Genomic DNA, 26,220 nt, shown 5'->3' on the forward strand with positions numbered 1-26,220 from the left:
TTTATCTAGCTACGCCTCTCTAAACAGTCGGCTTCACTTTTATTTTACCCAACCGAGCAGCATTTCCCGCACGAATTTGCTTGCTGCGACTGGTGTTTGATCACTATGGTCGTAGACTGGGGCTACTTCTACTAAGTCTGCTCCAACTACATTTATATTTGAATTTGCAATTGCTACGATGGAATCTAATAATTCTTTAGATGTGATACCGCCAGCTTCTAACGTTCCTGTTCCTGGAGCGTGAGCTGGGTCTAATACATCAATGTCGATTGTGACATAGACTGGGCGTCCAGCAAGTTTCGGTAATACTTCTTTTAAAGGTTCTAATACGTCAAATTTATATAAGTTCATACCTACTTCTTTCGCCCATTCAAATTCTTCCTTCATTCCAGAACGAATTCCGAAAGAATATACGTTTTCCGGACCAATTAAATCACACACTTTACGAATTGGTGTAGAGTGGGATAAAGGCTCCCCTTCATACGATTCACGTAAATCAGTATGAGCATCCATGTGGATGATTGCTAAATCCGGATATTTTTTTGCCATTGCCTTAAAAATTGGCCAAGACACTAGGTGCTCACCGCCGAGACCTAGTGGAAACTTATCGGCATCTAAAAGTTTTGATACATACTCTTCAATCATGTCTAAGCTGCGTTGTGCGTTTCCGAATGGTAATGGGATATCACCCGCATCAAAATATTTTACCTCTTCTAATTCACGATCTAAATACGGACTATATTCTTCAAGACCGATTGATACTTCACGAATACGTGCAGGGCCAAAACGAGATCCTGGACGGTAACTTACTGTCCAATCCATAGGCATCCCATAAATAACTACCTTTGACTCTTCAAAACTTGGATGACTTTTAATAAATACTTTACCTGAATAAGCTTCATCAAAACGCATATTCTTTTCCTCCTTATGTGGAACTTAAGGTATCCCAACCTTTCACTATTTCTCAAATTTGGAGCGAATTGCTCCTCTTTCTCGATTTACCGGGTCTTCTTTTTAACAACAAGAAGACGATTTTCTCTACAGAAGTGTAAGTAGCTAGCATGTTCAAGTCTTCTGGACAAACACCTTAAATGAGCTACTCACACTTTATTTGTTCAAGCTCGATTTTCTTACTTAATTAAATCGCCAACAAATTTCGGTAATGCGAATGCTGCGTTGTGTAATTCTTTTGTGTAGTATTTCGTTTCGATTTCGTGGAAACGCTCTTCACTTACTTCTAATGGATCATGTTTTTTAGATCCAATTGTGAACGTCCAAAGACCACTTGGGTATGTTGGAATATTAGCTGTGTATAAACGAGTAATTGGGAAAATTTCTTTTACATCTTTAAACACAGTCGTAATTAACTCTGGTGTGAACCAAGGGTTGTCCGTTTGTGCAACGAAAATACCATCTTCTTTTAACGCTTTTGAAATTCCAGCGTAAAAGCCTTTTGTAAATAGGTTTACTGCTGGTCCTACTGGCTCAGTAGAATCTACCATAATTACATCGTATTCATTTTCGCTTTCTGCGATATGTAGGAAACCGTCTCCTACTTTTACTTCTACACGCTCATTATCTAATGCGCCTGCAATTGATGGTAAGTATTGTTTAGAGTACTCAATTACTTTTCCATCGATTTCAACAAGAGTTGCTTTCTTTACACTTGGGTGTTTTAACACTTCACGAATAACACCACCATCACCGCCACCAACAACTAATACGTTTTCAGGGTTTGGATGTGTAAATAAAGGTACGTGCGCTACCATTTCATGATAAACGAACTCATCTTTTTCTGTTGTCATAACCATACCATCTAAAATAAGCATGTTTCCGAACTCTTCTGTTTCAACCATATCAAGTTTTTGGAATTCTGTTTGCTCCGTATGTAATGTGCGGTTAATACGCGCCGTAATCCCAAAATGTTTTGTTTGTTTTTCAGTGAACCATAGTTCCATCGTACAATCACGCCTTTCAATGCAAATTTATAATAGGGACATCATTAATGTCCCCTAACAAAAATAAAACAAAACATCCAAAATGTATAGTTAAAAGTACAAAAATACCGAAAATATATTTTAGTCAGAGGGTTCTAACATATATGTATAAAGAAAACCCTTTCTTAAGAAAGGGCTTTTGTCTCTATTTCTACTGGTTTACGAATTGGAATTAGGATCATAATACAACCAACTAACACCACAATTCCACCTACTAAAAACGGACTTTGTGGTGAAACAGTATGACCGATAATTCCTGATAAAATCGGAGCAATTGCGCCCCCTAACCAACGAACAAAGTTATAAACACCCGACGTAACAGATCTTTCATAAGGTGAAATATCCATTACATAACTTGTATATAATGCATTGTTTAAGCCAGATGCTAATCCTGATAAAACGATAAGAGTAATTTGTAACCACATAATTTTCACAAAGAATAGTGCAATTAAGAAAATCGCAAATACAAGTAAACTACCCTTCAATAATGTTTTTGGTTCATATTTCCCTTCTAGCTTATGTGCTAAAATTGCAGAACCATAAGCTAACGCTAATCCCCATCCGCAAAATACAAAGCCTAATTGAATAGCTGATAAATGCATAATAAGTGGTGAATATGCTAACACAACGAAAAATCCGTAGTAGTATAACATTCCTGAAATCGCACCTTGCATAAACGGTTTATATTTCACCAGGTTAAGTAATTCTCCTACGCCAGCAGCCTTACGTTTCACTTTTCGCTCCGGTTCTTTTACAAAAAAGAATACTAAAATAAATGCTAAGAAGATTAAAATACTCGTCGCGAAAAACGGATAACGCCAAGAATGTCCACCTAGTATTCCACCCAATAACGGCCCCCCAGCCATACCTAAGCCGATCGCTGCTTCGTATAATCCTACTGCTTCATGAACTTCTTTACTTAATGCTATTAACAGCGTCATTGCTGTAGCAAAAAACATCGCATTTCCTAATCCCCATCCAGCACGGAAAAGAGATAATTGAGCAATCGTTTGCGATATACCACATATAAACGCAAATACAGTCACAATCGCAAGACCGATTGTCATCATCCGTTTATCACCAAATCTTGATGCAAATATACCAGCTGGTAACATCATGATTGCCATCGTTAAAATATAAGCAGTAAATAACATTTCAACTTGCCAATGCGTTGCACCAATTTTCTCTGCAATAATCGGCAAAATTGGGTCGACTACTCCTATACCCGAAAAGGCAAGGAAGGTAGCCACCACTGTAATCAATCTCCCTAGTTTTTGTTTGCTCTCCATTTTGATTACTCTCCTTTTGTGCTCTCTAAAAATGTTACTGCACGATGTAAACTATCTTCAAGTTCTGCCTTTACACGTTGCATTTGCTCCATTTTTTCGTCTAACGTTTGCACTTGTTTTTCAAGCATATCTTTAATTTCTTGAATCACTTCACGATCACGAGGGTTCTCGCTATTTCTTCTTTTCTCCATTCTTTCTTTTAGTGATAAGAAATGCTGCATTTCTTGAAGTGTGATTCCTAGCACTTCTTTCGCTTCTACAATTCTTTTAATTCTGGCAATATCCTCATCCGTATACAGACGAATATTCCCCTCACTACGTTCTGGGGGATGAATTAAACCAATTTCCTCATAATAACGAAGTGTACGTTTTGTTAAACCGACTTGCTTTGTTACTTCATCAATTTTATACATGTTTATTCCTCCCTTCACTTGATTATTACATTTTACGTTAACGTTAACTTTTCTGCAACTGTTAGACTTTTGTAAATGTTTGTCATATTCAATTGTATTTTCCCTAAAGCAGTTTCATAATGAAAGAAAAGAGATAATAAGGAGAATTTCACATGAGTAAACCACTTATTTTCGCTCACCGCGGAGTAAAAGGTACACATCCCGAAAATACGATGATTGCCTTCCAAGAAGCAGAACGCATTGGCGCTCACGGAATTGAACTCGATGTCCACTTATCAAAAGATGGTGAACTTGTCGTAATTCACGATGAAACCGTCGATCGTACAACAAATGGCGTTGGACTTATTTCGGAAAAAACGGTAGAGGAATTACAATCATTGGACGCTGGTAGCTATAAAGACTCTTCTTTCCATGAAGCAAAAATCCCAACGTTGCGTGAGGTTTTCATTTGGCTTTCCACAACGAACTTACAACTAAATATTGAATTAAAGACAGATGTTATTCATTACCCAAATATTGAGGAAAAAGCTGTTGCACTTGTGCGCGAATATCATCTTTCTAATCAAATTGTATTTTCATCATTTAACCATGACTCTGTTTCATTATTAGCAGAAATTGCTCCTGAAATCCCAAGAGCAATTTTATATGATACACCGATTGCTGATCCAATTGCCGAAGCAAAACAGAGAAAAGCAAGTGGATTACATCCAAACTTCCAGCTATTAACGAAAGAATTTGTGCAATTAGCACAAGAGCAAGGATATGTTTTCCGTCCATATACAATTAACGAATACAAAGATTTACAAACTATGATTGATTATGGTGTAGATGTCATCATTACCGATTGGCCAGCACGTGCCTTTGAGCTCCTTTCTTAATGGAAGGAGCTTTTTATTTTCGAAATTTCATTGTTTAAAATAAATGAAAACCCTCAATACTAATACAATAACGCTTGTATTAATGAGGGGCTGAAAAAAGATGGATCAGACTATGAATCCAAAACTTAAAAAATATAAACGTCTTTTCTTCACCGCAATGTTTTCTTGCGTCCTTTTCTTCGTTTTTTCTTTTTTTGTTATTATTATAGTCGCAAAAATTATGGGACCTCCTCCTGTTGCGGTCCCACAAACAAGCGTCTTTTACGCAAACGATGATACTGTTATTGGACAAAGTAATGAAATTCAAAAACGTTACAATGTATCTCTCAATGAAATTTCTCCTTATGTAAAAGAGGCGACACTATCTATCGAAGACCAACGATTCTACAAACATCACGGCTTCGATGTGAAACGGATTGCAGGTGCAATTGTTGCTGATTTAAAAGCGATGGCAAAGGTACAAGGAGCTAGTACAATTACACAACAATACGCGCGTAATCTGTATTTAGATCATGATAAAACGTGGAAACGGAAATTATTAGAGGCAATGTACACTGTCCGCCTTGAAGTAAACTATAATAAAAATCATATTTTAGAAGGATATTTAAATACAATTTATTACGGACATGGCGCTTATGGAATCGAAGCTGCGTCCCGTCTATATTTCGATAAAACAGCAAAAGATTTAACATTAGCAGAAGCTAGTATGCTCGCAGGTATCCCGAAAGGGCCAAGTGTCTATTCTCCCTTTTTGAAAGAGGATCGTGCTAAAGGACGACAAGCTCTCATATTAGATGAAATGGTCGAACAAGGATATATTACGAAGCAACAAGCAGCCTTAGCGAAGAAAGAGCCACTAACTTTTGCCTCATTAGATACGAAAAAAGTAGCAGAGGTCGCACCATATTTCCAAGATGCTGTACAAGCTTCGCTTCTTCGTGATGTTGGATTAGACGAACAAGCTTTACAACGGGGTGGCTTGCGAATTTATACAACGCTAGACCCTAAACTACAAGCTGTAGCAGAGCAAGCTGTAAAAGATCATATACCTGACACAACAAACATACAAACTGCTCTCGTCTCTATGAATCCAACGACAGGTGAAGTGGCTGCTCTTGTTGGCGGAACTGATTATACTACGAGTCAATTTAACAGGGCTACACAAGCCGTTCGTCAGCCTGGTTCTACATTTAAGCCATTTCTATATTATGCAGCATTAGAACGAGGATTCACGCCTGCTACGCGCTTAAAAAGCGAATATACTGTATTTACTTTAGGTGACGGCGTTTCAAAGTATAAACCAAAAAACTATAAAGATTATTATGCAGATGATTTTGTAACGATGGCACAAGCTCTCGCAGTCTCTGATAACATATATGCTGTAAAAACGAATTTATTTTTAGGAGATGACGCACTCGCAAAAACAGCAAAACAATTTGGAATTACAAGTGCATTAAAAGATGTGCCTTCTCTAGCTCTCGGCACATCACCCGTAAAACCAATTGAAATGGTTAACGCTTATAGCATGTTCGCAAACGGTGGAAAAGAAGTAAAACCTACTTTCATTCGCCGCATTATGGATCATGAAGGAAATATATTATACGATGCTCATTTAGAGAGTAAACAAGTTCTCGACAAGAGCAAAGCGTTTGTAATGGAAGAAATGATGACCGGTATGTTTAATAAGAAACTAAGCAGTTATGCTGCTGTAACTGGCCAATCGATGTTATCAAAATTATCAAGAACATATGCCGGAAAATCTGGTTCTACTGAAACGGATAGTTGGATGATCGGATTTACTCCGCAAATCGTAACAGGTGTATGGGTCGGATATGATCAACCTAAATCTATTTCAAACGTAGCAGAACAAGGATATGCGAAGAAAATATGGACTGATACGATGGAGAAAGGCTTAGATGGACAGCCCAAAAAAGAATTTAAACAACCAGGTGACGTCGTAGCGGTTAGTATCAACCCAGAGAACGGTAAAATTGCTACAAAAAATTGTCCTATTTCTGTGAAAATGTATTTCGCTAAAGGTACCGAACCGACTGAATATTGTATGGATCACGTCGATGATAAAGAAGAATTTGAAAAAACGACTGAAGAAAAGAAAAAAACAAGTTGGTGGAAAAAATATCTTCCTTGGTAAAAAAAATAGCTGACGGGCATCCGTCAGCTATTTTTTATTCACTTAATAATGCACGACGCAATTCTTCACTAGATTCGTTCCAAATCGCTTCATTATGTTCTTTCAAGAACGTACCAAGTACTTTTTTAGATGATTCATCCATATGGTCAACCATAATGTGACGCTTCATTGATTTATCCATTTTGTTTACGTGTTCTGGAAGTGATTTATATCCGCGACGAATTTCACGGTCTACTGTCATTTCACAAGCTGTTACACCTGCGTAATAAGCACCAGTTGCAGTTCTTTCAATCGTTACCCAAACAAGCCAAAATGGTTTTCCGTTTGGAACTTCATCTTTATTTGTTAAAAACTTAATACCTTTTTCTACTGTACTACGCGCATGCATCGCACCGATATCAACGAATGCGGTTTTCTCTAGTACATCAACAAATACAGGTGAAATGTTTTCTAGGCTTAATGCCCCAACACCAAATCCACCATGTCCATCTGTTGAATCATTTTTCACGATATTAAAACCGATTTTTTTCTTTTTCTCTGTCATATGTAAAATCCTCCTCACTTAAAAATTATAAAAGGCCAAAAATAGGCGCAATGATACTTTGTAAAAACATTAATACATGCGGAATAACTACCTGGAAAATAGGTTGAATTGTGTAATTACTAAGCGGTGTAATAACGAGAATTAATAACGCAATCGCTCCATATTTTTCATACTGTGTCATTTTCGCGCGAATATTTGCTGGTGCTAAATCTTCCACTACACGATACCCATCAAGTGGCGGGATCGGTAATAAATTAAATACAAGTAAAACAATATTTAACATAATAAAGAGCTCAAAAAACTTTCCTAATGTTTCAGCTACTGCAACTGGAACTGCATCTAACACTCCAAATACTGCTAAGCTATACAAAATAATTAAACCAATTGCACTTAAAATTAAGTTACTAATCGGCCCTGCAATTGAAACTAATATGCCTGCAAGACGCGGCCTTTTAAAGTTATATGGGTTAACAGGAACCGGTCTTGCCCAACCGAATCCAAGAATTAATACTGCAATCAAACCGATAGGGTCTAAATGAGCCATCGGTGATAACGTTAAACGCCCTTGTCTCTTTGCTGTATCGTCCCCAAATTTATATGCAACATATGCATGTGCAAATTCATGAACGGATAATGCAATAATAATCGCCATTGCTACCAACGGAATTTCGTGCAATGGATATCTAAATAACTGATCCATACTTCATCTCCTCTTCCATATGTCAAAAAAAGAAATTATTTGTTTTTTCGATTGTTCTTCCCCATAATCCGCTATAATAAGAGTGTAACTTACATAAAAGGAGCGATTGTACATGCCATACGTAACCGTGAAAATGCTAGAAGGACGCACAGAAGAACAAAAGAAAGCTCTTGCTGAGAAAGTAACAGCAGCAGTAAGCGAAACAACTGGTGCTCCTGAAGAAAACATCGTTGTTTTCATCGAAGAAATGTCTAAGAATCATTATGCAGTTGGCGGAAAACGCTTAAGCGACAAATAATTTCAAGTTTTTCATAAGAAGCAGCCACTAGCTGCTTCTTATTTCTTTCCTTCTAACAACTCAATAATTCTTTCTTTATATTTTCCTTTTCTTCCATCTTCATAGATTAAATCATGTGGATAGAATAGCTTTTGGTCCGTTCTTTTCTTACCTGTAATCGCCTCAACAATATCCGATTCACGTGAAAGCTCTCTAAGCTCTCCGTTTGGCATAAGAAGTAGGATTGGCAAACGCTCTTCTTCTTCTCCTGCACGATAAAAGTCATACGGTAAGTCTGATGTTGAATCAACTACTAAATAATACTCCGGATCAAGTCCAATCTTTTTAAATAAACTACTTAATTCCATCCAATTATCTAAACCGTGTTTATCTGTAAACTCTACATATTTAAATAGATTTCGATTCATAAAACGGCGGCATAAATCGCTTAAAATTGGATCTTCTTCTTCCTGCCATACTTGGAAGTAGTAATACATAACGTTCTCGTCTAACTTTAAATAATCCTCTACTGTTACTTCTTCTTCAAATAAAGAATAGAAATGAACAGGATGATTTTTAAATGTATAATACTTCTCGTACAATGATTTAGCACGGTGTAAAATCTTCGTTAAAATAACTTCTGCACTTCGCGTTACCGGGTGGAAATATACTTGCCAATACATTTGATAACGACTCATAATGTAATGCTCAACAGCATGCATACCACTATTTTTAATGACTACTTGATCCCCATACGGGCGCATTACACGCAGTATACGTTCCATATCGAAGTTTCCATACTTTACGCCTGTAAAATAAGCATCTCTTAATAAATAATCCATACGATCCGCATCAATTTGGCTCGAAATCATACTAATTGCTAATTTATTAGTAGACGTTTTTGCAATTACATCTGCTACCTTTTGTGGAAACTCCTTATCAACACGACTTAATACATCATTAATCTCCGTATTGCCAACAATAATCTTTTGCGTAAATTTCTCATGATCTAATGAAAATACTTTTTCAAACGAGTGAGAAAATGGGCCGTGACCGACATCATGAAGTAATGCCGCACATAAACATAACAATCTATCTTCAGCATTCCAATTTGGTCTGCCATCAAACACATCATCAATCATACGACGAATAATTTCGTATACACCTAACGAATGAGTAAAGCGACTATGCTCTGCACCGTGAAATGTAAAAAATGTCGTTCCAAGCTGCTTAATACGGCGCAAGCGTTGAAATTCTTTCGTTCCGATTAAATCCCAAATAACACGATCACGCACGTGCACATATTTATGTACTGGGTCTTTAAACACTTTTGTTTCGCTGAGTTTGTCGTTTAAATATACCACTTTCCGACATCCCCCTTTCTTTACTACATTCTTACTTTATATTATAAACGAAATGAGAAACAGAAAGAAATGAAAGACTGTATTAATTACCTTTATAAAAAGAAAAAATCACCTTTACCGAAGTAAAAGTGATTTCCTTTATACATTATTTACCTAAAACGAATTCAGCAACTTCGTCTAAGATCATATCTTTCCCTAGTGGGAAGTAACCTTTGTTTAAGTCTTCATTTTTAATTGTAAATACGTGGTTGTTTTTAACAGCGTTCATGTTTTTCCAAATTGATTCTTCTTGGAATTCTTTTAAGCGCTGAGAACCGTCACCAGTTGTAAATACGAATAAGTAATCTGGGTTGTAATCGATTAAAGCTTCTTTTTGTACTTGTACTAGTGGTTTATCAGTTGGTGTACCTTTAACTGCTGGTAGTTTTAAATCATTAAAGATTACGCTACCGTAACCGTAGTCACCGTATACGCGGAAAGCATTTGGATACGCAGCCATTTTCATGAATGTTGCTTCACCAGTTTTAGCGACGATTTTGTCATGTAATTTGCTTGCTTTTTCATCATACTTTTTGAACCATTCTTTTGTTTCTTTTTCTTTACCGAAGATTTGACCTACTTCTTCGAATTTTGGACGCCATTGATCTAATGGAGTGTTTAACATAACTGTTGGTGCAATTTTAGATAATTGATCATAAATCTTTTCTTGACGATTATTTACAAGAATTAAATCTGGTTTTGCAGCAGCTACTGCTTCGATGTTAATTTTATCGCCCCAAGCAGAACCAACTGGTTTAACGTCTTTTAGTTTCTTTTCAATATGTGCATCAATTTTTTCTTGAGATGTATTAGCAGTAATAACCGGTTTCATACCGAAAATTAATAATTCTTCTGTTGAACCACTAAGGTCAGCAATTTTCTTTGGGTTTGCAGGAATTTTAATTTCCCCTTTTGCATGTTTTACAGTGCGCTCTTCAGTCTTTGCATCTGCTTTCTTTTCTTCTTCTTTGTTAGAACAAGCAGCAAATAGTACAGAAGTCACAACTAATACCATTGCTAATAGTGCCATTTTAAAATTCTTCATGTTCCCACTCCTTCTAGCTGTATTTATCTTATAAGTTGCAATGAACTATAAGAAACGAAGATAACAATTAATCAATATATTTTTATTAATTGTTGTTAATACCCCATTCTAACGGGCGTTCAACTTCCCATTCTTATATAAGAAGCTCAACGTCCATTAGAAGTCCCCCTCTTCACGAGGGGGTTCTACTTATGCTTTTTTACGCAATTGATTACTAATCATCGCTAAATCATATGTTAAGCAAATTGGCTTACAGTTTACTGGACATGGAACGATTTGAGCTTCAATCTCAAATACGTTACGAAGTGTTTCACTTGTCATAACTTCATCTGGCGTTCCTTGTTTCATTAACTTACCTGCTTTTAATGCAATCATATGATCTGAGAAACGAGAAGCGTGGTTTAAGTCATGGATAACCATAACAATCGTTCTACCTTCTTCTTCATTTAACTTTTTCAATAAGTTTAATACTTCTAATTGATGAGCCATATCTAAGTACGTTGTTGGTTCATCCAATACAAGTAATTCTGTTCCTTGTGCAAGAGCCATTGCAATCCAAACACGTTGACGTTGACCACCAGATAGCGCTTCTGCTGGACGATTCGCAAATTCTTTCATTCCTGTCACTTCAAGTGCCCAGTTAATGTAGCGATAATCCTCTTCTTTCAACGTGCCAAACCCTTTTTGATGAGGGAATCTTCCGTATGACACAAGCTCAAATACAGTAAGACCCGTTGGTACTTCTGCAGTTTGTGGTAAAATCGCCATTTTCTTTGCAATTTCTTTCGTTGGCTGTTTCTCAATTGCTTTTCCGTCAAGATAAACAGTACCTTGTTTTGCCTTCAAAATACGAGACGCCGTTTTTAATAATGTGGACTTCCCACAACCATTTGGCCCAATAATTGTTGTAATTTTCCCTTCCGGAATTTCAACTGTTAATCCATCAATAATTAAACCTTCATTATAGCCAACAGATACCGCATCAACCGCTAAAGTTGCCATACGAAAAGCCTCCCTTTATTTTGTCCTCATAAGTAAATAAATGAAATACGGTGCACCAATTACAGAAATAACAAGACCGACTGGTATTTCTGAAGTTGTTAGTACACTTCTTGAAATTACGTCTGCGAATAAAAGTAAAAACGTTCCTATTAGCGCAGCTGTGGGCAACATGATTTGATGTTTGCCACCAACAAGGCGCCTTGCTAAATGCGGGGCCATTAAACCGATAAAGCCAATTCCACCGGCAACAGCAACAGATGCACCCGCTAAACAAACTGCAATAAATAATAATTTACGTCTTTCTTTTTCTACATTTACACCAAGGCCAACTGCTGTAGAATCGCCTAGGTTCATTACATTTAATATGTGTGCTTTACTTATAGCAAGCGGTAAGAAAATAACCATCCATGGAAGTACACTTAATACGAATTTCCAATCTGTACCCCACAGACTTCCCGCCAGCCAAATCGTAGCAAAACGAAAATCGTTAGATGTCATCTTCATAGAGAAAATTAAACTAACAGCTCCAAATCCAGCTGCAACGGCAATACCGACTAGTATTAATCGAGTCGATGAAACGCCGTCTTTCCATGCTAATAAATAAATAATTACCGCTGCTAATATCGCCCCAACTAGTGCGAAAAATGGAAGAATGAATACAGATAAAAATGTACCAGTCCCTACTTTCCCGAAGAAGAAGTAGACGAATATAACAACTGTTAATCCCGCTCCAGCATTAATCCCTATAATACCTGGATCAGCAAGTGGATTTCGTGATAAACCTTGCAAAATCGCACCTGACATAGCTAAAGCAGATCCGACTAGTATAGCAATTACCATACGCGGCATACGGAATTCAAATAAAATAACAGACTGATCTTCAGCCCCTAGTCCAACCAATGACTTTAATACGTCCATTGGGGGTATTTTAAAAGTTCCTGTATTTAAACTAATAAGAAATATAGAAACGATTAGTCCTACTAAAATCGTTAATATAGAAATGTTCTTTTTTGTTAAGACACTCGTCCTCACATCTTTCCTCTCCCTTCATTACGTGCTAAGTAGAGGAAGAATGGAACCCCAATTAGCGCTGTAATTGCTCCAATTGGCGTTTCAAATGGCGGGTTAATAACGCGAGATAACATATCTGCACATTCAATTAACAGCCCACCTAAGACCGCAGAACATGGAATAACCCATCTATAGTCCGAGCCTACAAGGAAACGAGTCATATGCGGGATTACAAGACCAACAAACCCTACTGATCCTGCCATGGAAACTGCGGAACCCGTTAAAACAAGAACAAGTACTGTTCCGATAAATTTAATTAATGTCGTATTTTGACCAAGTCCAATTGCAATTTCTTCACCGAAGCTCAAAATTGTAATATATCTCGACATCATAATTGCGATAAAAAGACAAACAAGGCCAATTGGCACTAACATATTAATACTTTGCCATTTCACTCCAGCAACTCCGCCTGCATTCCACATGCTCACCTCTTGGGCAAGATTAAAATACAATGCGATTCCAGATGAAATTGCCCCTAATAAAGCACTAATAGCTGCACCTGCTAAAGCTAATTTCACAGGTGTTAATCCACCTGGTGAAGAAGACCCAATTCCATATACAATGCTTGCACCAAACGCAGCTCCAATAAAAGATGCGATAACAAACATTAAATAAGGTGAATTAGGGAAAAATGCATACATAATTGCAATTCCAAATACAGCCCCATCTGTAATTCCCATTAACGATGGTGAAGCAAGTGGATTTCGCGTCATGCCTTGCATAATTGCTCCTGATACCGCTAAAAAGGCACCTGCAACTACGCCCCCTATTGCTCTAGGCATGCGAAGCTCTTGAATTACGTTATGATGTGTAATAGATCCATCAAACTGAAATACAGCTTGCCATACAGTCTTTAAACTAATATCTGCAGCCCCAAAAGAAATAGAAACTGCCATGCTTAAAGCTAACAAAACTGTACCCGCTACTAAAATAATAGAAGCGATGAGCGGTCTGCTCTTAATCTCTTTAACATTCTCTTCTTGCTGTTCTATACTGCTTGCGCTCGCTTCCATCCCTCAACCATCCTAACCAACAACATATATTTATTAAAATGAAATTTATTCTCAAATAGTAATAAAAAAATTAGGTGAATTGTTATTTTCCTGATAATGATTCTCAGAATCAGACACTTCTATTCTACCTATCGCTTTAAAAGACTGTCAACCATTATTTTGAAATATAAATTTATATAAATTGGAACTTTAATACAAAAGTTATATCCATCCTTTAGAAAACGTTCGTCCACACAAGAGTACTTTCGCAGAATAAATCTTTCCTCTTATGGGCATAAAAAAAGAAGAGTAATCTTTTCACTCTTCTTTTTCTTACTTATTTAACTTTGCTTCAATTTTTACGATTAACTCATCTTCTGTTGGAGCCGCAACTGGACGGTTATTTACAAATGCGAATGATTTTTTACGACCAGGACCACAGTAAGACTGACATCCAACTTCAATCGTTGCACATGAATCTACTTTTTTTAACTTCGGAACTAACGTTTTAACGTTCGTTGCCTGACAGTCATCGCACACGCGAAATTCGTTTCCCATTATATAACACTTCCTCTATTTTAAACTTTTCTCAAGTTCGTTTAAAAATAAACACTAAATGGTATTTTACCGCTCTTTGAAGCTCGTTGCAAGTTTCCCTACAAAGCCTATTCTCTACATAATGCTACATATTTATATGCTCTCCTATAGAAGCGCTCACCATTCACGGGAAAATTTTTACCTTTCATCGAAATCTACCATATTTTTAAAAGCTTTGTATAAAAGTTTATTTTTTTGCCCATTATAAAAATAGGAAGTTCATAAAAAGAAAGGGAGTTGAATCTATGAAAGTAAGACAAGATGCTTGGACAGATGAGGATGATTTATTACTTGCTGAAACGGTACTTCGTCATGTTCGAGAAGGAAGTACGCAATTAAATGCATTTGAGGAAGTAGGAGATCAGTTAAATCGTACATCTGCTGCTTGTGGTTTCCGCTGGAATGCTGTCGTTCGCTATAGCTATGAACAAGCTCTTCAACTAGCAAAAAAACATCGTAAAGATAAAATGCGTGCTGCAAGCGGTGAACAAGCGAAAAAACGTTTACTTTATACACCACCAGCTTCAGATTCGATAACTGATTATGAAGAATTAGCACAAGAGGAATCAATCGTACAATATAAAGAAGCTATTCCATATCAAGAATCTACTGCTCCTGCTGCAAGAAGCTCTATGACAATGCAAGATGTTATTTATTTTTTACAAACAGTCGGATCTTCAAATATAAAAGTGACAGCTCTTGAAAACGAGAATACGAGATTGAAACAAGAAATTAAAGCACAAATCCTTCGGAGTGAGGAACTAGAAAAGAAACTAGAAAAGTTAGAAAAGCAATCTCATACTGTACAAGAAGATTACGAAACACTTATGAACATTATGAACCGAGCTCGTAAATTGGCAGTCATGGATGACGAAGAACGTTCTCAAACATCTTTCCGAATGGACCGAAACGGTAATTTAGAAAAAATTGCAGAATAAAAAGGATGCATGTAATGCATCCTTTTTATTATTTCACCTTTAAGCTCCCCCTTTATATGTGAGAAAACTCCATTCTTCATTTTTTGCTATAATAGAGATTGTCATTTTAAAGATAAGGGGTTAGTTATATGAGCAATTCCCGTTCCATTTTATCTCAGCCAGAGTGGCGCATTGTAGATCAGTCTAGTTTGGGACCAACATTCCATGCACTTCAGTCATTCGCAATGGATGACACATTATGCACAAGCATTGGAAATGGCAAGTCAGCCGCAACAATGCGTTCTTGGGTTCATCACAATACAATTGTCCTTGGCATTCAAGATTCACGCCTTCCGCATTTAGAAGAAGGTATTTCTTTTTTAAAACAACACAACTTCAATGTTATTGTTCGTAATTCTGGCGGGCTTGCAGTCGTGCTTGATGAAGGTGTTTTAAACGTATCACTTTTATTCCAAGAAACAGAAAAAGGTATCGATATTGATCTTGGATACGATACGATGTGGCATTTAATTAAGGAGATGTTAAAGGATTACAACGTTACTATCGAGGCAAAAGAAATTGTTGGCTCTTACTGTCCTGGTAGTTATGACTTAAGTATTCGCGATCAAAAATTCGCTGGTATTTCACAACGTCGTATTCGCGGCGGTGTCGCTGTCCAAATTTATCTCTGTGCTACCGGAAGTGGCTCTGAGCGTGCCGCACTCGTTCGTGATTTCTACAACCTAGCAATTCAAGGAAAAGAAACACGCTTTACGTACCCTGAAATTGTACCAAGTACGATGGCCTCACTCTCAGAATTACTTGGCGAAACCATTACAGTACAAGATTTAATGATGCGTCTTTTAAAAACATTGCAGCAATTCGCTCCAAAGTTAACACCATCTCAATTAACAATAGATGAGATTCCTTTATATGAGACGAATTTACAACGTATTATTGATCGTAATAATAAAGCACTTGGCTTAGAAAAATAAAAATGACCACCCTTAGGGTGGTCATTTTCCATACTAATTCATTTTAGAATTAAAGTGCTTGAGCTGCTGTAATTAAAGCTAACTTGTACACTTCTTCTTCGTTACATCCACGAGACAGGTCATTTACAGGCATGTTTAAACCTTGTAAGATTGGTCCTACTGCTTCGAAGTTACCTAAACGTTGAGCGATTTTGTAGCCGATATTACCAGCTTCTAAGCTTGGGAATACGAATACGTTAGCATCACCTTTAATTGTAGAACCTGGAGCTTTTTTCTCAGCTACAGATGGTACGAATGCAGCATCGAATTGGAATTCTCCATCTAAAGTTAACTCAGGAGCCATTTCTTTTGCAATGCGAGTTGCTTCTACAACTTTTTCTGTTTCTGGAGATTTCGCAGAACCTTTTGTAGAGAAGCTTAACATAGCAACGCGTGGATCAATGCCGAATAACTCAGCAGTTTTCGCACTTTCGATACCGATTTCAGCTAAATCTTGGCTGTTTGGTGCAATGTTAATTGCGCAATCAGCGAATACATATTTCTCTTCTTCACGTACCATGATGAATACGCCAGAAGTTTTTGTAACGCCTGGTTTTGTTTTAATAATTTGAAGTGCCGGACGAACTGTATCAGCTGTAGAGTGAGCTGCACCACTTACTAAACCGTGTGCTTTGCCCATGTATACAAGCATTGTACCGAAGTAGTTTTCGTCTTTAAGGATTTTGCGAGCGTCTTCTTCAGTTGCTTTACCTTTACGGCGTTCAACGAAAGATGCTACCATTGCATCCATTTCTTCGTATGTAGCTGGGTCGTAAATATCAACGCCTGCTAATGTTAAATTCATGCTAGCAGCTTTTGCGCTAATTTCTTCCTTATTACCAACTAAGATTGGTTTTACTAACTCTTCTTTTGCTAAACGCTCTGCAGCGCCTAAAATTCTTTCATCAGTTCCTTCAGGAAGTACGATAGAAATGCCTTTTCCTTGAACTTTTTCTTTTACTGTTGTAAATAAGTTGCTCACGAATAAACCCTCCTACATATGTTAAAAAACTCTATCTTTAAGAATACTGCTTTTCTTCTATATTTTAAACTTATAGCTCCCAAAAAATAGATAAAATAAAAATGATTATATTTTCATAAAATTCAGCCGTTAAATTCACCTCGCTTAAACACTTAAATGTGACAATTTTATGCGCCAAGGTTTTATATAGATGATTTTAAAACTATATATGCTATAGTTAACGTGTAAAACTATCATTAACTGAGGTGAATAGAATGAGTGAAGCAACAACAACGTTAGATGGCTGGTATTGTTTACATGATTTACGTTCTATTGATTGGGCTGCATGGAAAACATTATCTAGCGACGAACGCGGACAAGCAGTGTCTGAATTTTTAAATGTCGTTGAAAAATGGAACGAAGTAGCTACTGCGAAAAAAGGTAGTCACGCAATGTATACAGTTGTTGGTCAAAAAGCTGATATTATGCTTATGATTTTACGTCCAACAATGGAAGAGTTAAATGAAATTGAGACAGAATTGAATAAAACAACATTAGCTGAATATATGGTTCCTGCATATTCTTACGTATCTGTTGTTGAACTAAGCAACTACCTTCCAGCTGATGAGGATCCATATCAAAATCCACAAATTTTAGCTCGCTTATATCCTGAATTACCGAAAGCAAATCATATTTGCTTCTATCCAATGGATAAGCGTCGCCAAGGTGATGACAACTGGTACATGCTTCCTATGGAAGAGCGTAAAAAAATGATGTACAGTCATAGTAAGATTGGTCGCCAATACGCAGGGAAAGTACGCCAAGTTATTTCAGGATCTGTTGGATTCGATGATTTCGAGTGGGGCGTAACATTATTCGCTGACGATGTTCTTCAATTTAAGAAACTTATATATGAAATGCGATTTGATGAAGTAAGTGCTCGTTATGGTGAATTCGGAACATTCTTCGTTGGAAACATCTTACCAGACGAAAAAGTAGAGAAATTTTTACACATATAATATTGAAAAAGGGACGAAATTCGTTCCTTTTTTTATTTCCCTCTATATTTCTCCTCAAAAAACTCCTTTTTCCCGCAAATTCGAACAAAAACCGACAAATTCCTTACAAAATTGTAACTTTTCTATATCCAAATTCATGCTAAAATGGTACGAGCTATATGCTAATAACGATGCGAAGGTGATAATTTATATGAAGAAAATCTTGTCTATTTTACTAGCGCTTCTATTGTCAATTTCTTCCTTAGGAGTAACAACATCCCATGCGGAAGAAAAAATACAAATAGAAGCTGCTGCTGCACTTCTATTTGATGCAGATACAGGGAAAATACTGCATGAACAAAACCCAGACGAACTGCTAGCTATTGCTAGTATGTCAAAATTAATTGTTGTTTACGCTGTTTTAGAAGCAATTAAAGAAGGGAAAATTACTTGGGATACGAAAGTAAATATTTCCGATTACGCTTATGAAGTCTCACGTAATAATGAATTCTCTAACGTACCATTTGAGAAAGGACGTCAATATACTGTAAAAGAATTATATCATTCTATTGTTATCTTCTCTGCAAACGGGTCTAGTATTGCTTTAGCAGAGCTACTTGCAGGAAGTGAGAAAAACTTCTTAAATCTTGCAAATGAACATGCAAAAAAACTAGGGTTAAAGAAATATAAATTTGTAAACGCTACTGGTTTAAATAACGCTGACTTAAAAGGGAAACATCCCGAGGGTACTGATCCAAATGCAGAAAACTCTATGTCAGCTCGCGATATGGGTATACTTTCAAAAGTAATGATTACAAAGTATCCAGAAATGCTAGAGGATACAAAACAAAGATTTAGAAACTTCCCAGACAATCATCCAAAACCAATTCGTATGGAAAACTGGAACTGGATGTTACCAGGAGCTGCCTTCGCTTATGAAGGTACTGATGGTTTAAAAACAGGAAGTTCTGATACAGCTGGATATGGATTTACTATTACTGCGAAACGCGGTGATTTACGTCTTATCTCGGTTATTATTAAAACGAAATCAATGGACGAGCGCTTCACAGAATCTCGTGAATTAATCGAATATGGATTTAATAACTTTGAAAAACAAAAGCTCAAGGTTGATAAAAATAACACAATCTCTGTAGTAAAAGGGAAAGAAGATCAAGTAACGGTTGCACCTGAAAAAGAAATAACAGTAATTGCGAAAAAAGGTAGCAAAGATCCTTATAAAATTGGGACTGAATTAGATAAATCTCTTGCTGAAGATGGACATTTAGTTGCTCCTGTTAAGAAAGATGCTAAAGTAGGCTCAATTACTTTAGCATCAACTGATAAATATGGTTTCTTAGACGGTAGTAAAAGTATGAAAGTTACTGCAAAAACAACAGAGGAAGTTGAAAAAGCAAATTGGTTTGTGCTAACAATGCGCTCTATTGGAGATTTCTTCTCAAACTTATGGTCTAAAGTATTTTAATGATGAAAAGCTAGCTCACGCTAGCTTTTTTTATTTTCCTCTCTCAATGTAAAACTTCGTTTGGTTGTCATATCTGAGTCCTTTTTCTCATACGTATGAACTAGTAATTGTTCCACACTTCATCTAGAAATAAACCTCTTTCCAAAAGGTATTACAAAAAGAGAGGTGACACATAATGGGTGTTATTGCTTATAACGAAGCAGATGTAAAGTTGTTAGCTAGACTGATGCGTGCTGAAGCCGAAGGAGAAGGGCAACAAGGAATGTTAATGGTCGGAAACGTTGGGGTAAATCGTGTCCGCGGAAATTGTTTAGACTTTAAAAGTATTCGTAATTTACGTCAAATGGTGTATCAAAATCCTGGTGGTTTTGAGGCAACACAAAAAGGATATTTTTATCAAAGAGCCCGTGAACAAGATATCGCCTTAGCAAGGCGAACTATTCAAGGACAACGTTTTTGGCCCGCTAACTTTGCCTTATGGTTCTTTAGACCTGAAGGTCCTTGTCCACCAACTTGGTATAACCAACAAAACTCTGGTCGCTTCAAAAAGCACTGCTTCTTCCAACCATCTGGTGAAGACTGTCCTAGCGTATATTAAGAGATGAAAATGAGGAGGGATTTTTGAATGGCACAGCAACAAAATCCGTACTATGGAACAGGTTTTTATCAACCATCTGGAACTTATGTCCAACCACAACAAATGACTCAACAACAACAGCAAGCAATGCAACAACAAACAGCTCAAGCTGCGCAAGCTCAATATGCAATTTCTCAAGGCATGTTACCTCTAGAGCAATCCTATATTGAAAATATCCTTCGTTTAAACAAAGGTAAGCAAGCTACAGTTGTAATGACTTATGAACGTGGCAGTTCCCTTGGTACACAATCTTATACAGGTATTATTGAAGCAGCTGGCCGTGACCATATCGTTATTAGTGAACCGCAATCAGGAAAACGCTATTTACTATTAATGATCTACTTAGATTACGTAGAATTTCCAGAAGAAATTACGTATTTACCTAGTCAACAAGCAACTTATACTCCAAGACCATAAAAAAAGCTGGCAAATGCCAGCTTTTGTTTTTTATAATCCTTTTACAACTGCAGTCCCTACTAGAATCCACGCCACAATAAACGCTACACCACCAAGAGGTGTAATTGGACCAAAGAACTTAATGCCTGTCGTACTTAATGCATACAAACTACCTGAGAACATAATAATCCCAGCTACCATTAGCCAACCAGCAGTAGTTAAAAGTGATGATTGAACCTTATCCATCAATAAAGCAACTACGAATAATCCACCTGCATGAAACATCTGATATGTAACGCCTGTTTTCCAAACTTCTAACATTTTCGCAGAAATTTTATTTTCTAAACCGTGTGCTCCAAAGGCCCCTAACGCAACAGATAGCCCCGCTGCAATACAACCTAGTAAAAAGAAAATTTTCATCTTAATTCCCCTTTTTTACCTTTATCATAAGCAATTTTTTCATATAAGCCAAACGATTTAATTCTTAAAAATCAAATAAAGAATTACCATTTGCACCTTCTTCTTTTATATACACAGGTTCTCCAGAAACTGGTATAACTGGTTGAACTGTTGTTATAGGCTGTGATCCAATTACTTGCGATTGAATTTGCGGCTCCCTATACGTAGAAGATTCAACCTGTTCATCTAATAGTAAATCGCATAAAGCACGCACAACTAATAAATGTTCTTTTGACTTTTGTCCTTCGCTACTTTTTGCCTTCGCAATTTCATTCGCCATTTTATTTAAAATCTTGTCACTAGATATTTGCATTCCTTATCACCTCGTACTTTGTAATTCTTTCTCAAATTGTCCCAGTTTCTCTACTGAACCAAATACTATTATCATATCATGTTCTTGTAGTTTTTCCTGCCCTGTTGGATTATGTATAATATTCCCATTTCTTGAAATCGCTAATATCGTTACATCAAACTGATTCCTTACATTACTCTCTAGTAACGATTTACCGACTAGTATTGAATCTTTGCCAACTAGAATTTCTTCAATGACAAATGACTGTTCTACTCCATACAACACTGTATCAATATAATGAACGGTTAATGGATTTGCAATACCTTTTGCTATATGAATACCTGCCATACTAGATGGATTAATAACCTTATTTGCACCAGCACGCCTTAATTTCTCTTCAGTTTCTGGCTTTTCAGATCTCGCCACAATTTTAATCGTATCGTTTAATCCTCTTGCTGTTAATGTAATAAATACATTTTCGGCATCATTTGCAACAATAGCAACTAAACCAGCTGCTTTTAAAATTCCGGCATTATGTAATACTTGATCTTCCGTTGCATCTCCATGTACAAATAAAAGCTTTTCCTGCTCCAATATGCTTTCATCTTTATCAACAACGACAAATGGAATATTCTTTTCTTGCAATTCATGTACAACTTGAAGCCCCACTCTACCGCAACCACATACTATAATATGATTTTTCAACTGCGCTATTTGTTTATCCATCTTCTTCCTCCGTACTGCATGAAATAAATTCCCTTCAATAATCATAGCTGCCACTACCCCAATTGCATATGTAACAATACCTACACCAACAGGAATAATAAGGAGCGCAAATACTTTCCCTGCTTGCGTTACAGGAACGGCATCTCCGTATCCAACAGTCAATACAGTAATCATCGTCATCCAAAATGCTTGAAACAAACTAATCTCTTCAATTGTCATAAATCCTATCGTTCCTAGAATTACAACAAAAGTCATACATATAACTGCTATCCATAATTGCTTACGTGCATTCATACCGTGTTTCAACTCTTTTCTCTATCTACAATCTTTGCCAGTGGAAATAAAATACGTATATACTAGATACGGAATCTATGAAAGAGGTTGATATAATGAAGACATTTCTTTCCGCCTTACAATGGGCACTATTTATTTTAGCTGGAAGCCTTATTGTACCAATTAGTGTCGCAACTAGTTATGGTCTTGATGGCGCTGAAGCCATTGCATTCGTACAAAGAACATTATTTGTTCTAGGCTTTGCTGGTCTCTTGCAAGCTATATTTGGGCATAAACTTCCTATTCAAGAAGGTCCTGCTGGCCTTTGGTGGGGAATTTTCTCCCTTTACGCAAGTTTAGGCGTCGTATTATTTGGATCAAGCAATGAGACACTTAAAGTTCTTCAATATGCTTTCTTATTAAGCGGTATTATTTGTATTATTCTTAGCGTTTTTGGACTTATTGATAAACTCGTTCGCTATTTTACACCGACAGTCATTGGAACGTATTTATTTCTTCTTGTCGCGCAACTCAGTGGCTCCTTCTTAAAGGGAATGTTTGGCCTTGATGGAAAACATACAGAAGTACAACCTAACGTATTTATTCTTTCACTCATTGTTATTTTACTATCCTTTTTCATCATGAAGCTACCTATTATTGGACAATATTCCGTTCTTTTCAGTATCATATGCGGCTGGATATTATTCGCATGCTTCGGATTATCTAATCCAATAACACCAGTGACAGACATAATTCGTTTTCCGTCCTTATTTGTTTTCGGCATGCCTCGTGTTGAATGGAACATGGTAATTACGGTCATATTTGTTACACTCTTACTTCTAACAAATATGTTAGCAAGTATTCGCGTTGTACAAAAGGTTGTCTCTAAATATGAAGAAAATGCTGCATCAGATCGTTTTAAACAAGCCGGCATTATAACAGGAATCAACCAATTGCTAGGCGGCCTGTTTTCAGCTATTGGACCTGTCGCTATTTCTGGATCAGCAGGTTTTATTGCAACGACTAATATTTATAAACGTCTCCCTTTTATATTAGGGTCAAGCTTTATTATTGTCGTTAGTATATTCCCAAAGATTACTTCATTCTTTGCAGCAATCCCTGTTGCAGTTGGTTATGCCGCTATTTATCCTGTATTCGCAAGCATGATTGGCCTCGCCTTTCGAGAATACGAAACTGTCCAGGATAAGGAACAATTATTTAAAGTAGCCGGTCTTTCAATCTTCACAGGAGTCGGAGTTATGTTTGTTCCAGCAGGAGCATATTCCACACTTCCACCATTTCTAGCATCGTTTTTAAGTAACGGTCTCGTTCTTGGATCAGTAATGGCCATTTTGCTAGAAATACTATTTTCTCGTTCCACAGCAAAACAAATATCGTAAATTGGAAAACTTCCATTATTGCACTCTACCTTTAGAGTTGTTACGATAAAATCAAACTTGAATCATTGGGGTTTTATCCATCCCCAATGATTATTAACCGATATTATGAGCAACACACTCATAATGATTTATCTACTTCTTTTCAAAGAGGTTTGATGTCTTACTATTATTCCTCAACATCTTCATGAACATGTATTTTGATTTCAATTAAAGAAAGGAATTTTCTATATGACTTATAAAATGATTGTTTTAGATTTAGATGATACTTTATTACGTGATGACCATACTATTTCACCTCGTACGAAAGAAGCGTTAATGACTGCACAAGAGCAAGGGGTAAAGGTTGTACTTGCTTCTGGACGTCCAACGTTTGGTATGCGCAATGTAGCCAAAGAACTTCGCTTAGAAGAATACGGCAGTTTCATTCTATCTTTTAATGGCGCAAAAATTATTAACTGTAAAACAAACGAAGAAATCTTTAGTAGTACACTATCTCCTGAAATCGTTCACAACCTATTTGAAATTAGTAAAACTGAAGATGTATGGATTCATACTTATATGGGCGATGATATCGTAACGGAAGAAAATAATCCTTATACTGAAATTGAGGGCGATATTACTGGTATGCCAATTGTTGTAGTAGATGACTTTAAAGCCGCAGTTAAAGAGCCTGTAGTAAAAGTATTAATGAATAAAGAAGCTGAACGCCTTGTTGAAGTTGAAAAGAAACTTCAACAACAACTAGAAGGCCAATTAAGCGTGATGCGTTCGAAACCATTCTTCTTAGAATTTACTGAAGCCGGTGTTACAAAAGGAACGAGCTTAAACAAACTGATTCAAAAGCTTGGCATTAAGCGTGAAGAAGTTATCGCAATGGGCGATAGCTATAACGACCAAGCAATGATTGAATTTGCTGGTCTTGGTGTTGCAATGGGCAATGCACCTGATGATATTAAAGAAATTGCAAACTACGTAACAGATACAAATATGAATGATGGTGTCGCAAAAGTTGTAGAGAAATTCGTTTTAAAAACGGATGTACTTGTTTAATATTTTCATTCACAAAACCTATTTGAAGTCAAATACTTCAAATAGGTTTTTATTTAAATTCTCATGCTTTTGTGACTATATTTTGAACTTTGCACTATTCTCGTAGTGTAAACTTTCTTTTTGTATATAATGAAACAAAATAGACTATTTTATTTTGAAAAAGAATACAAATTTACTATATACAAGCATACGTTAAAGGAGGCTACTTTATGTTATCTACACCAATCGGACGATTAAGAGCAATTGGACTAGTTGAGGGTATTTCTTTCCTATTACTATTATTTGTAGCAATGCCATTGAAATATTTCGCAGGATTTGCAACAGCTGTTAAAATTACAGGCATGGCTCATGGTGTTCTGTTTATTCTATTCATCTTTGCAGTAATTCAAGTAACAATCGTACACCGTAAATCAATTTTATGGGCACTTGGAGCATTTGTTTCATCAGTTATCCCATTTGGTACTTTTGTACTAGATGCAAAATTAAAGAACGAGCAACAATAATAATAAAAAGGTAGTTAACGACTGTTAACTACCTTTTCTATTTATAAATTTGGAATTTCCCAATCAATTTCTCTTTCTCCCATATTAGCTAAAATCGTATTTACTTTAGAGTATGGCTTACTACCAAAGAAACCACGTCTTGCCGATAATGGGCTTGGATGTACAGATTCGATAATATGATGATTCGGATTCGTAATTAACTTCTTCTTCGCCTGTGCATGGCGCCCCCACAATATGAAAACAACTGGCTTTGCACGTTCGTTCAACAGTTCAATCACACGATCTGTGAAGTGCTCCCATCCTTTTCCCTTATGAGAATTTGCTTCGCCTTGACGAACTGTTAATACGGTATTTAGTAGTAATACTCCTTGTTCCGCCCATTTTACTAAATAACCGTTATTCGGGATTTCATAACCATATTCATCTCGAAGTTCTTTATACATATTTAACAATGATGGTGGTGTTTTAACATCAGGTTGTACAGAAAAACTTAAACCATGCGCTTGATTCGGTCCATGATATGGATCTTGTCCTAAAATAACAACCTTTGTATTTTCATAACTTGTATACTGAAGAGCGTTAAAAATATCTTCTACCTTCGGATAAACAACATGCGTGCTGTACTCTTTTGTCAAAAAACTGGATAGAGTACGATAATACTCTTTCTCAAATTCTGGTGCCAATAATGGTCCCCAATCATTCTTTAAAACATTTTCCATACTGTCACTTCC

The 26,220-nt window shown here is 36.6% G+C and carries 29 protein-coding genes; 12 read left to right on the forward strand and 17 right to left on the reverse strand.

Annotation, left to right across the window (positions count from 1 at the left end):
• Positions 1–39 precede the first annotated feature (39 nt).
• From speB to ACUXVC_RS26990, 4 genes are all read right to left on the reverse strand, one after another.
• Positions 40–912, reverse strand: a complete 873-nt coding sequence (gene speB / locus ACUXVC_RS26975) for an agmatinase (RefSeq protein ID WP_001209831.1) — start codon at positions 910–912, stop codon at positions 40–42.
• A gap of 218 nt (positions 913–1,130) precedes the next feature.
• Positions 1,131–1,958 carry a polyamine aminopropyltransferase gene (gene speE / locus ACUXVC_RS26980; protein WP_000424696.1) on the reverse strand — a complete coding sequence of 276 codons (828 nt, stop codon included), beginning with the start codon at positions 1,956–1,958 and terminating at the stop codon, positions 1,131–1,133.
• A gap of 164 nt (positions 1,959–2,122) precedes the next feature.
• Positions 2,123–3,286: an MFS transporter gene (locus ACUXVC_RS26985; RefSeq protein ID WP_000444233.1), complete on the reverse strand. Its 1,164-nt coding sequence runs from the start codon at positions 3,284–3,286 to the stop codon at positions 2,123–2,125.
• A 5-nt stretch (positions 3,287–3,291) separates the two neighbouring features.
• Positions 3,292–3,699 (reverse strand): MerR family transcriptional regulator, encoded by a 408-nt coding sequence (locus ACUXVC_RS26990; RefSeq protein WP_048656345.1) that lies wholly within the window; start codon positions 3,697–3,699, stop codon positions 3,292–3,294.
• A gap of 152 nt (positions 3,700–3,851) precedes the next feature.
• On the opposite strand from ACUXVC_RS26990, the gene ACUXVC_RS26995 reads away from it, so the two are divergent.
• Together ACUXVC_RS26995 and ACUXVC_RS27000 are read left to right on the forward strand one after the other, a co-directional pair.
• Positions 3,852–4,577 carry a glycerophosphodiester phosphodiesterase gene (locus ACUXVC_RS26995; protein ID WP_144465590.1) on the forward strand — a complete coding sequence of 242 codons (726 nt, stop codon included), beginning with the start codon at positions 3,852–3,854 and terminating at the stop codon, positions 4,575–4,577.
• Positions 4,578–4,677: 100 nt separating this feature from the next.
• Positions 4,678–6,729 carry a transglycosylase domain-containing protein gene (locus ACUXVC_RS27000; RefSeq protein WP_088022134.1) on the forward strand — a complete coding sequence of 684 codons (2,052 nt, stop codon included), beginning with the start codon at positions 4,678–4,680 and terminating at the stop codon, positions 6,727–6,729.
• A gap of 34 nt (positions 6,730–6,763) precedes the next feature.
• Here the strand turns inward: ACUXVC_RS27000 and ACUXVC_RS27005 are convergent, their stop codons facing one another.
• Both ACUXVC_RS27005 and ACUXVC_RS27010 read right to left on the reverse strand, forming a co-directional pair.
• Positions 6,764–7,273: a YwhD family protein gene (locus ACUXVC_RS27005; protein ID WP_000136683.1), complete on the reverse strand. Its 510-nt coding sequence runs from the start codon at positions 7,271–7,273 to the stop codon at positions 6,764–6,766.
• A gap of 25 nt (positions 7,274–7,298) precedes the next feature.
• Positions 7,299–7,973 (reverse strand): site-2 protease family protein, encoded by a 675-nt coding sequence (locus ACUXVC_RS27010; protein ID WP_000372443.1) that lies wholly within the window; start codon positions 7,971–7,973, stop codon positions 7,299–7,301.
• A gap of 112 nt (positions 7,974–8,085) precedes the next feature.
• On the opposite strand from ACUXVC_RS27010, the gene ACUXVC_RS27015 reads away from it, so the two are divergent.
• The gene (locus ACUXVC_RS27015; RefSeq protein ID WP_001147171.1) at positions 8,086–8,271 is read left to right on the forward strand and encodes a 2-hydroxymuconate tautomerase; all 186 of its coding nucleotides are present in this window, start codon (positions 8,086–8,088) and stop codon (positions 8,269–8,271) included.
• Positions 8,272–8,309: 38 nt separating this feature from the next.
• On the opposite strand, the gene ACUXVC_RS27020 is transcribed toward ACUXVC_RS27015, so the two are convergent.
• The 6 genes from ACUXVC_RS27020 to ACUXVC_RS27045 all read right to left on the reverse strand — a co-directional run bounded on the left by ACUXVC_RS27020 (position 8,310) and on the right by ACUXVC_RS27045 (position 14,321).
• Positions 8,310–9,614, reverse strand: a complete 1,305-nt coding sequence (locus ACUXVC_RS27020; protein WP_144465589.1) for an HD domain-containing protein — start codon at positions 9,612–9,614, stop codon at positions 8,310–8,312.
• Positions 9,615–9,759: 145 nt separating this feature from the next.
• Entirely contained in the window at positions 9,760–10,698 is a 939-nt protein-coding gene (locus tag ACUXVC_RS27025) for an ABC transporter substrate-binding protein (protein WP_000787724.1), read from the reverse strand.
• Positions 10,699–10,887: 189 nt separating this feature from the next.
• Positions 10,888–11,700 (reverse strand): ABC transporter ATP-binding protein, encoded by an 813-nt coding sequence (locus ACUXVC_RS27030; RefSeq protein WP_000212068.1) that lies wholly within the window; start codon positions 11,698–11,700, stop codon positions 10,888–10,890.
• A gap of 15 nt (positions 11,701–11,715) precedes the next feature.
• Positions 11,716–12,732, reverse strand: coding sequence for a FecCD family ABC transporter permease (locus tag ACUXVC_RS27035; RefSeq protein ID WP_001260757.1), 1,017 nt, complete (start codon positions 12,730–12,732; stop codon positions 11,716–11,718).
• Positions 12,729–13,784, reverse strand: coding sequence for a FecCD family ABC transporter permease (locus ACUXVC_RS27040; protein WP_000388296.1), 1,056 nt, complete (start codon positions 13,782–13,784; stop codon positions 12,729–12,731). Before ACUXVC_RS27040 ends, ACUXVC_RS27035 begins: the two co-directional genes overlap by 4 nt.
• 312 nt (positions 13,785–14,096) lie before the next feature.
• Positions 14,097–14,321 carry a DUF1450 domain-containing protein gene (locus ACUXVC_RS27045; RefSeq protein ID WP_000526079.1) on the reverse strand — a complete coding sequence of 75 codons (225 nt, stop codon included), beginning with the start codon at positions 14,319–14,321 and terminating at the stop codon, positions 14,097–14,099.
• A gap of 284 nt (positions 14,322–14,605) precedes the next feature.
• On the opposite strand from ACUXVC_RS27045, the gene ACUXVC_RS27050 reads away from it, so the two are divergent.
• Both ACUXVC_RS27050 and ACUXVC_RS27055 read left to right on the forward strand, forming a co-directional pair.
• Positions 14,606–15,298, forward strand: a complete 693-nt coding sequence (locus ACUXVC_RS27050) for an RsfA family transcriptional regulator (protein WP_075718667.1) — start codon at positions 14,606–14,608, stop codon at positions 15,296–15,298.
• A 128-nt stretch (positions 15,299–15,426) separates the two neighbouring features.
• Entirely contained in the window at positions 15,427–16,272 is an 846-nt protein-coding gene (locus tag ACUXVC_RS27055; RefSeq protein ID WP_000071945.1) for a lipoate--protein ligase family protein, read from the forward strand.
• Between the two features lie 49 nt (positions 16,273–16,321).
• Here the strand turns inward: ACUXVC_RS27055 and pta are convergent, their stop codons facing one another.
• Complete coding sequence (pta, locus tag ACUXVC_RS27060) at positions 16,322–17,293, reverse strand: phosphate acetyltransferase (protein ID WP_000067215.1); 972 nt, start codon at positions 17,291–17,293, stop codon at positions 16,322–16,324.
• A gap of 254 nt (positions 17,294–17,547) precedes the next feature.
• Here pta and hemQ point away from each other — a divergent pair, with 254 nt between their 5' ends.
• The 4 genes from hemQ (at position 17,548) to gerQ (ending at position 20,807) form a co-directional block, all read left to right on the forward strand.
• Entirely contained in the window at positions 17,548–18,291 is a 744-nt protein-coding gene (gene hemQ, locus ACUXVC_RS27065; RefSeq protein ID WP_001287595.1) for a hydrogen peroxide-dependent heme synthase, read from the forward strand.
• Between the two features lie 190 nt (positions 18,292–18,481).
• Positions 18,482–19,753, forward strand: coding sequence for a serine hydrolase (locus ACUXVC_RS27070; RefSeq protein WP_000722847.1), 1,272 nt, complete (start codon positions 18,482–18,484; stop codon positions 19,751–19,753).
• Positions 19,754–19,928: 175 nt separating this feature from the next.
• Complete coding sequence (gene cwlJ, locus ACUXVC_RS27075) at positions 19,929–20,351, forward strand: cell wall hydrolase CwlJ (protein WP_000538155.1); 423 nt, start codon at positions 19,929–19,931, stop codon at positions 20,349–20,351.
• 27 nt (positions 20,352–20,378) lie between these two features.
• Positions 20,379–20,807 carry a spore coat protein GerQ gene (gene gerQ, locus ACUXVC_RS27080; protein WP_000068652.1) on the forward strand — a complete coding sequence of 143 codons (429 nt, stop codon included), beginning with the start codon at positions 20,379–20,381 and terminating at the stop codon, positions 20,805–20,807.
• Positions 20,808–20,837: 30 nt separating this feature from the next.
• Here gerQ and ACUXVC_RS27085 read toward each other — a convergent pair whose 3' ends face one another.
• The 3 genes from ACUXVC_RS27085 to ACUXVC_RS27095 form a co-directional block, all read right to left on the reverse strand.
• Positions 20,838–21,206 carry a DUF423 domain-containing protein gene (locus tag ACUXVC_RS27085; protein ID WP_000688315.1) on the reverse strand — a complete coding sequence of 123 codons (369 nt, stop codon included), beginning with the start codon at positions 21,204–21,206 and terminating at the stop codon, positions 20,838–20,840.
• 64 nt (positions 21,207–21,270) lie between these two features.
• Positions 21,271–21,558, reverse strand: coding sequence for a YwdI family protein (locus tag ACUXVC_RS27090; RefSeq protein WP_001167346.1), 288 nt, complete (start codon positions 21,556–21,558; stop codon positions 21,271–21,273).
• 6 nt (positions 21,559–21,564) lie between these two features.
• A complete protein-coding gene (locus ACUXVC_RS27095) occupies positions 21,565–22,557 on the reverse strand; it encodes a potassium channel family protein (RefSeq protein WP_000993985.1) in 993 nt (330 codons plus the stop codon).
• A gap of 95 nt (positions 22,558–22,652) precedes the next feature.
• Here ACUXVC_RS27095 and ACUXVC_RS27100 point away from each other — a divergent pair, with 95 nt between their 5' ends.
• The 3 genes from ACUXVC_RS27100 to ACUXVC_RS27110 all read left to right on the forward strand — a co-directional run bounded on the left by ACUXVC_RS27100 (position 22,653) and on the right by ACUXVC_RS27110 (position 25,489).
• On the forward strand, positions 22,653–23,936 hold the full coding sequence (locus tag ACUXVC_RS27100) for a purine/pyrimidine permease (protein WP_000847031.1): 1,284 nt from the start codon (positions 22,653–22,655) through the stop codon (positions 23,934–23,936).
• A 228-nt stretch (positions 23,937–24,164) separates the two neighbouring features.
• The gene (locus ACUXVC_RS27105; RefSeq protein WP_000221387.1) at positions 24,165–24,986 is read left to right on the forward strand and encodes a Cof-type HAD-IIB family hydrolase; all 822 of its coding nucleotides are present in this window, start codon (positions 24,165–24,167) and stop codon (positions 24,984–24,986) included.
• Between the two features lie 209 nt (positions 24,987–25,195).
• On the forward strand, positions 25,196–25,489 hold the full coding sequence (locus ACUXVC_RS27110; RefSeq protein WP_000953396.1) for a DUF3817 domain-containing protein: 294 nt from the start codon (positions 25,196–25,198) through the stop codon (positions 25,487–25,489).
• 41 nt (positions 25,490–25,530) lie between these two features.
• Here ACUXVC_RS27110 and ACUXVC_RS27115 read toward each other — a convergent pair whose 3' ends face one another.
• Entirely contained in the window at positions 25,531–26,208 is a 678-nt protein-coding gene (locus ACUXVC_RS27115; protein ID WP_095689944.1) for a uracil-DNA glycosylase, read from the reverse strand.
• Between the last annotated feature and the right edge of the window lie 12 nt (positions 26,209–26,220).

The sequence above is a fragment of the Bacillus sp. N6 genome, from assembly GCF_052805735.1.

What these genes read in the sequence shown, in the direction of transcription:
- ACUXVC_RS27070 (WP_000722847.1), top strand. Translation starts at nt 18,482, where the DNA reads ATGAAGAAAATCTTGTCTATTTTACTAGCGCTTCTATTGTCAATTTCT.
- ACUXVC_RS26985 (WP_000444233.1), bottom strand. Translation starts at nt 3,286, where the DNA reads ATGGAGAGCAAACAAAAACTAGGGAGATTGATTACAGTGGTGGCTACC.
- ACUXVC_RS27025 (WP_000787724.1), bottom strand. Translation starts at nt 10,698, where the DNA reads ATGAAGAATTTTAAAATGGCACTATTAGCAATGGTATTAGTTGTGACT.
- gerQ (WP_000068652.1), top strand. Translation starts at nt 20,379, where the DNA reads ATGGCACAGCAACAAAATCCGTACTATGGAACAGGTTTTTATCAACCA.
- ACUXVC_RS26990 (WP_048656345.1), bottom strand. Translation starts at nt 3,699, where the DNA reads ATGTATAAAATTGATGAAGTAACAAAGCAAGTCGGTTTAACAAAACGT.
- cwlJ (WP_000538155.1), top strand. Translation starts at nt 19,929, where the DNA reads ATGGGTGTTATTGCTTATAACGAAGCAGATGTAAAGTTGTTAGCTAGA.
- ACUXVC_RS27050 (WP_075718667.1), top strand. Translation starts at nt 14,606, where the DNA reads ATGAAAGTAAGACAAGATGCTTGGACAGATGAGGATGATTTATTACTT.
- ACUXVC_RS27045 (WP_000526079.1), bottom strand. Translation starts at nt 14,321, where the DNA reads ATGGGAAACGAATTTCGCGTGTGCGATGACTGTCAGGCAACGAACGTT.
- ACUXVC_RS27055 (WP_000071945.1), top strand. Translation starts at nt 15,427, where the DNA reads ATGAGCAATTCCCGTTCCATTTTATCTCAGCCAGAGTGGCGCATTGTA.
- ACUXVC_RS26995 (WP_144465590.1), top strand. Translation starts at nt 3,852, where the DNA reads ATGAGTAAACCACTTATTTTCGCTCACCGCGGAGTAAAAGGTACACAT.
- ACUXVC_RS27105 (WP_000221387.1), top strand. Translation starts at nt 24,165, where the DNA reads ATGACTTATAAAATGATTGTTTTAGATTTAGATGATACTTTATTACGT.
- ACUXVC_RS27040 (WP_000388296.1), bottom strand. Translation starts at nt 13,784, where the DNA reads ATGGAAGCGAGCGCAAGCAGTATAGAACAGCAAGAAGAGAATGTTAAA.
- ACUXVC_RS27115 (WP_095689944.1), bottom strand. Translation starts at nt 26,208, where the DNA reads ATGGAAAATGTTTTAAAGAATGATTGGGGACCATTATTGGCACCAGAA.
- ACUXVC_RS27110 (WP_000953396.1), top strand. Translation starts at nt 25,196, where the DNA reads ATGTTATCTACACCAATCGGACGATTAAGAGCAATTGGACTAGTTGAG.
- ACUXVC_RS27000 (WP_088022134.1), top strand. Translation starts at nt 4,678, where the DNA reads ATGGATCAGACTATGAATCCAAAACTTAAAAAATATAAACGTCTTTTC.
- speE (WP_000424696.1), bottom strand. Translation starts at nt 1,958, where the DNA reads ATGGAACTATGGTTCACTGAAAAACAAACAAAACATTTTGGGATTACG.
- ACUXVC_RS27010 (WP_000372443.1), bottom strand. Translation starts at nt 7,973, where the DNA reads ATGGATCAGTTATTTAGATATCCATTGCACGAAATTCCGTTGGTAGCA.
- ACUXVC_RS27030 (WP_000212068.1), bottom strand. Translation starts at nt 11,700, where the DNA reads ATGGCAACTTTAGCGGTTGATGCGGTATCTGTTGGCTATAATGAAGGT.
- ACUXVC_RS27095 (WP_000993985.1), bottom strand. Translation starts at nt 22,557, where the DNA reads ATGAATGCACGTAAGCAATTATGGATAGCAGTTATATGTATGACTTTT.
- ACUXVC_RS27015 (WP_001147171.1), top strand. Translation starts at nt 8,086, where the DNA reads ATGCCATACGTAACCGTGAAAATGCTAGAAGGACGCACAGAAGAACAA.
- ACUXVC_RS27090 (WP_001167346.1), bottom strand. Translation starts at nt 21,558, where the DNA reads ATGCAAATATCTAGTGACAAGATTTTAAATAAAATGGCGAATGAAATT.
- hemQ (WP_001287595.1), top strand. Translation starts at nt 17,548, where the DNA reads ATGAGTGAAGCAACAACAACGTTAGATGGCTGGTATTGTTTACATGAT.
- ACUXVC_RS27005 (WP_000136683.1), bottom strand. Translation starts at nt 7,273, where the DNA reads ATGACAGAGAAAAAGAAAAAAATCGGTTTTAATATCGTGAAAAATGAT.
- ACUXVC_RS27100 (WP_000847031.1), top strand. Translation starts at nt 22,653, where the DNA reads ATGAAGACATTTCTTTCCGCCTTACAATGGGCACTATTTATTTTAGCT.
- ACUXVC_RS27085 (WP_000688315.1), bottom strand. Translation starts at nt 21,206, where the DNA reads ATGAAAATTTTCTTTTTACTAGGTTGTATTGCAGCGGGGCTATCTGTT.
- speB (WP_001209831.1), bottom strand. Translation starts at nt 912, where the DNA reads ATGCGTTTTGATGAAGCTTATTCAGGTAAAGTATTTATTAAAAGTCAT.